Here is a 5,002-nt window from a genome sequence, read left to right as displayed (position 1 = left end):
CCTCCCGTCCGCCCTCCGGCGCGATCGGCGATCGCCGATCGATCGGAACGCGGGAGTCGAGTTGTGCAGAGTGCACGAGTTCACATGCCCTTCACGACATTCTGCCCGTTCTGTGGATCCGTACCGCTCACTACCGTTGCCCCAACCCGGTCGCCCCGACCGGCTCCCCATCCCCCAGGAGCATCCCGATGGCCAGTGCAGCGTCAGCACCACCAGCCCCGTCCGTCGTCGTCGACGACTACTCCCTGTCCCGTGTCCCCCGCTCGGCCCGCTACGGCTGGTTCCAGGTCGCCGTCCAGCGCTTCGGCCAGATCTCCGCGCTCTCCCAGTTCCTGCTCGGCGCCACGCTCGGCTTCGGCATGGGCTTCTGGCAGGCCTTCTGGGCGATCACGCTCGGCGCGGTGATCCTCGAGGTCGTGTCCGTCTTCGTCGGCGTCATCGGCATGCGGGAGGGACTCAACACCTCGGTCATCGCGCGCTGGACCGGGTTCGGCAAGGCCGGGTCGGCGCTCGTCGGGCTCGCGATCGGCCTCAGCCTGATCGGGTGGTTCGGCATCCAGTCCGGGGTGTCCGCGGCCGGGCTCGTGTCGATCCTGCCGATCCTCCCGGCATGGGCGTGGTCGCTCGTGTTCGGCCTGGTCGTGACCGCGATCGTGCTGCGCGGGTTCCACTCGATGCAGTGGCTGGCGAACGTCACGGTGCCGCTCTTCCTCGTGCTGGTCGGCTGGGCCGTCGTCGTCGAGCTGAGCCAGCACTCGATCGCCGAGCTCGTCGCCAAGGCCCCGGCCGGTCCCCAGCTGAGCTTCGTCGCGGGCACCACGCTCGTCGCCGGCGGCTTCATCGTCGGCGCGGTCATCACGCCCGACATGACCCGCTTCAACCGCTCGGTCGGCGACGTCGTCAAGCAGACCGCGCTCGGCGTCACGCTCGGCGAGTACGCCATCGGCCTGGCCGGCGTCCTGCTGGCACACGCGGTCGGGTCCTCGGACATCACCCGGGTCATCACGTCGAGCGTCGGTTGGGTCGGCATCCTCGTGATCCTGCTCGGCACGTTCAAGATCAACGACTGGAACATCTACAGCTCGAGCCTCGGCGTCACGAACTTCATCGATGTCGTGTTCGGCCGCAAGGTGAACCGGGGCGTCGTCACGCTCGTGCTCGGTGTCGTCGGGTCGGTGCTCGCCGCGGTCGGGTTCCTCGACGCGTTCACGCCGTTCCTCATCGTGCTCGGCGTCGTGTTCCCGCCGATCGCCGGCATCATGGTCGCCGAGTACTTCGTCGTGAAGCGCTGGCGCCGCGAGCTGAGCGAGAGCGAGTCGCTCCCGGCCACGAGCCCGACCTGGGTCCCCGCGACCCTCGTCATCTGGGCGATCGCCGCGGTCGTCGGGTACTTCGTCACCGTCGGCATCCCGTCGATCAACTCGGTCGTGGTCGCCTTCGTGCTGTACGTGGTCGCCGGCAAGGCCGGCTGGGTCCGCGGACTCGGCGTCAGCCGCACGGAGCAGCCCGCCGACACCGCCCCGGCAGCCGCCCCCGCCCCCGCCACCGCGCCCGCCGCGCAGTAGCCGCCAGACCGGCGGACGGGTCCCCCTCCCGGCCGCCACCCCCGGCCGGTCGTCCCGCCGCCACCTGATCCGGTGGCGGGGCGGCCGGTCCCCCGGCAGGGACCGGCACCCCGGACACCACCGCCCCGCCCCGGACACCCCCGCTCCGCCCCGAGCATCCCCGCACCACCGGAAGGAACCCCCATGCGCATCGGCATCGACGTCGGCGGCACCAACACCGACGCCGTCCTCATGGACGGCAGCACGGTCGCCGCCGCCGTGAAACGGTCCACGAGCCAGGACGTCACCTCCGGCATCGTCGCGGCGCTCGCCGGCCTCCGCGAGCAGCGCGACTTCGGGTCGGCCGACGTCGACGGGGTCATGATCGGCACCACGCACTTCATCAACGCCCTCATCGAGGCGCGCGGCCTCGCACCGACCGCGGCCGTGCGGCTCGGCCTGCCCGCCACGGCCTCGCTGCCGCCGTTCACGGACTGGCCAGCACACCTCGTCGGAGCCGTGCAGGCCCGCGCGTTCCTCGCACACGGCGGACACGAGTTCGACGGCCGCGTGATCTCCGAGCTGGACCCCGACGAGCTGAAGCGCCACGCCGCGGCCATCGCCGCGGCGGGCATCCGCTCCGTGGCGATCTCGTCGGTGTTCTCGCCGATCAACGACGAGTTCGAGCAGCGCGCCCAGGAGATCCTCGCCGCCGAGCTCGGTCCGGACGTGGCGTTCTCCCTGTCGAGCGAGATCGGCCGGATCGGACTCCTCGAGCGGGAGAACGCGACGATCATCAACGCTGCGCTCCGGGAGCTCGCGGACGGCATCGTCGACGGCCTGTCCGCGTCGGTGTCGTCGAGCGGCATCGAGGCCCCGCTCTTCCTCAGCCAGAACGACGGCACGCTGATGGACGTCGAGTACGCCCGCCGCTACCCGGTCGCCACCTTCGCCTCCGGCCCGACCAACTCGATGCGCGGCGCGGCCGTGCTGTCCGGGTTCGACACCTGCGCGGTCGTCGACGTCGGCGGCACCACGAGCGACGTCGGCGTCCTGACCGGCGGCTTCCCGCGGGAGGCGACCGGCGAGGTGGCCGTCGCCGGCATCCGCACGAACTTCCGCATGCCCGACGTGCTGTCGATCGGCATCGGCGGCGGTTCCCGCATCCGCGAGGACGGCGCACTCGTGGGACCGGACTCCGTCGGGTACCGCCTCACCCAGGAGGGGCTGGTCTTCGGCGGCGACACCCTCACCGCCACCGACGTCGCCGTGCGCGGCGGGCGCGGGGTGATCGGCGACGCCTCCCGGGTCCGGGGCGTCCCCGCGGAGGTCGCCGAGCGTGCCCTCGCGGTGATCGCGGACCGCGTCGCGGACGTCGTGGAGCGGATGCGGACGTCGTCGGCCCCGCTGCCGGTCGTCGCGGTCGGCGGCGGGTCGGTGCTGCTGCCCGACGAACTGCCCGGGCTCGGCACAGTCCACCGCCCCGAGCACTACTCCGTCGCGAACGCCATCGGCGCCGCGATCGCGCAGGTCTCTGGCGAGGTCGACAAGGTCTACGCCATCAGCGACGGCAAGCGGGCGAGCGTCGTCGACGAGGCCCGGCAGGAGGCCGTCGACCGTGCGGTCGCCGCCGGGGCAGACCCGTCGAGCGTCGCGATCGTCGACTTCGACGAGGTCCCGATCCCGTACCTGCCCGGCAACGCGACCCGCATCCGCGCGAAGGCCGTGGGCGACCTCGCGCTTCGGGCGCTGGTCCGATGAGCACGACCGAGGCCGCCCCGATCGTGGGAACACGCCGCCGCCCTCACGGAGATCGGCCGGACTGCTCGGCCCTGGCGCGCGGCGCCGCGATCCTCGGCACGGGTGGGGGGGCGACCCCTACATCGGCCGCTGCTCGCGAAGCCCGCTGTCCGCGAGCACGGGCCCGTCCCGGTCGTCGCGGTCGAGGACCTGCCCGACGACGCGGTCGTGCTCAACGTCGCGATGATCGGCGCTCCCACGGTGATGGTCGAGAAGCTGCCCTCCGCCGGCCAGTTCGCCGAGGCGATCCGGAGCCTCGCGACGCACCTCGGGGTCACCCCGACGCACATCGCCTGCATCGAGGTCGGCGGCGTCAACTCCACCAGCCCGATCGTGGCCGCGGCCGAGCTCGGACTGCCCGTCATCGACGCCGACGCGATGGGCCGCGCCTTCCCCGAGGTCCAGATGGTCCTCCCGACCCTGTCCGGGATCAGCGCGACGCCGATGGCGCTCGCCGACGAGAAGGGCAACACCGCCGTCTTCGACACCGTCGACAACCGCTGGGCCGAGCGGCTCGCCCGGACCGCGACCGTCGAGATGGGCTGCTCGGCGATCACCGCGCAGTACGCGATGTCCGGCGCGCAGGTCAAGGAGTCGTACGTGCGCGGCAGCCTCTCGCGCTGCGTCGAGCTGGGTGAGGCCTTGGCCGACGCCCGCGCCGCCAACGAGGACCCGGTCGCCGCCGTCGCGGCGGTCCTCGGCGGCGACGTCGTCTTCGAGGGCAAGGTCGCCGACGTCGAACGGAAGACCGCGACCGGCTTCGCGCGCGGGACCGCCCGGATCGTGGGGTCGGGACCCGACACCGGCCTGGAGGCACGGCTCCGGTTCCAGAACGAGCACCTGCTGGTCGAGGTGGCCGGCTCGGTGCGCACCACGACCCCGGACCTCGTCGTCACGCTGGACGCCGAGACCGGCGAGCCGATCACCACCGAAGGACTCCGGTTCGGCGCACGCATCCGCGTCGTCACCGCGCCGGCCGACGAGCGGTGGCACTCCGCCGGCGGCCTCGGCCTGGCCGGCCCGACCTACTTCGGCTACGACACACCGGCGGTGCGCCACGACGGCACCGTCAGCGAAGGAGCGACCCGATGAGCTGGACCATCGACGTGGACGACCTGCCCGACCTCGCCCGCGGCGCCGCGCTGCTCGGCACCGGTGGCGGCGGCGACCCGACCATCGGGATGCTGCTCGTGAAGGCGGCGATCGAGGAGCACGGGCCGGTCACGATCCTCGACCCGTCCGAGCTCGACGACGACGCGCTCGTCATCCCGACCGCCCAGATGGGGGCACCGACGGTCGTGCTCGAGCGGATCCCCGCCGGGCCGGAACCCCTCGGCGCGCTCCGGCGGCTCGAACAGCACCTGGGCCGGACCGCGACGGCGACCATGCCGATCGAGTGCGGAGGCATCAACTCGATGATCCCGCTGCTCGTCGGCGCCACCGGCGGGCTGCCCGTCGTCGACGCGGACGGCATGGGCCGGGCGTTCCCGGAGCTCCAGATGGAGACGTTCTCGGTGTACGGGGTGCCCGGCTCCCCGCTCGCGATCAGCGACGAGAACGGGCACGGTGTCGTCATCGACACCGGCCACGACAACCGGCAGATGGAGTGGCTCGCACGCGGTGTCACGATCCGGCTCGGCGGTGTCGCCACATCGCCG

At 72.6% G+C, this 5,002-nt stretch carries 4 protein-coding genes; all 4 read left to right on the top strand.

Annotated features, from left to right (window positions below):
- The first annotated feature begins 188 nt into the window (after positions 1–188).
- Positions 189–1,565 carry a cytosine permease gene (locus tag I59_RS15950; protein ID WP_022904725.1) on the top strand — a complete coding sequence of 459 codons (1,377 nt, stop codon included), beginning with the start codon at positions 189–191 and terminating at the stop codon, positions 1,563–1,565.
- 183 nt (positions 1,566–1,748) lie between these two features.
- Positions 1,749–3,305 (top strand): hydantoinase/oxoprolinase N-terminal domain-containing protein, encoded by a 1,557-nt coding sequence (locus I59_RS15945; RefSeq protein WP_022904724.1) that lies wholly within the window; start codon positions 1,749–1,751, stop codon positions 3,303–3,305.
- 102 nt (positions 3,306–3,407) lie between these two features.
- Entirely contained in the window at positions 3,408–4,436 is a 1,029-nt protein-coding gene (locus I59_RS20245; RefSeq protein WP_307120484.1) for a DUF917 domain-containing protein, read from the top strand.
- The coding region (locus tag I59_RS15935) for a DUF917 domain-containing protein (RefSeq protein WP_022904723.1) at positions 4,433–5,002 on the top strand (570 nt) is incomplete at its 3' end. The genes I59_RS20245 and I59_RS15935, both read left to right, overlap by 4 nt.

It is taken from the genome of Curtobacterium sp. B8 (genome assembly GCF_000333315.1).
In the GTDB taxonomy this organism is placed as follows: Bacteria; Actinomycetota; Actinomycetes; order Actinomycetales; family Microbacteriaceae; genus Curtobacterium; species Curtobacterium luteum.
This window is presented reverse-complemented; position numbering and strand designations above follow the sequence as displayed.

Excerpts from the sequence above, each read along its gene's own strand:
- I59_RS15950 (WP_022904725.1), top strand. The coding sequence starts at position 189 with ATGGCCAGTGCAGCGTCAGCACCACCAGCCCCGTCCGTCGTCGTCGAC.
- I59_RS15945 (WP_022904724.1), top strand. The coding sequence starts at position 1,749 with ATGCGCATCGGCATCGACGTCGGCGGCACCAACACCGACGCCGTCCTC.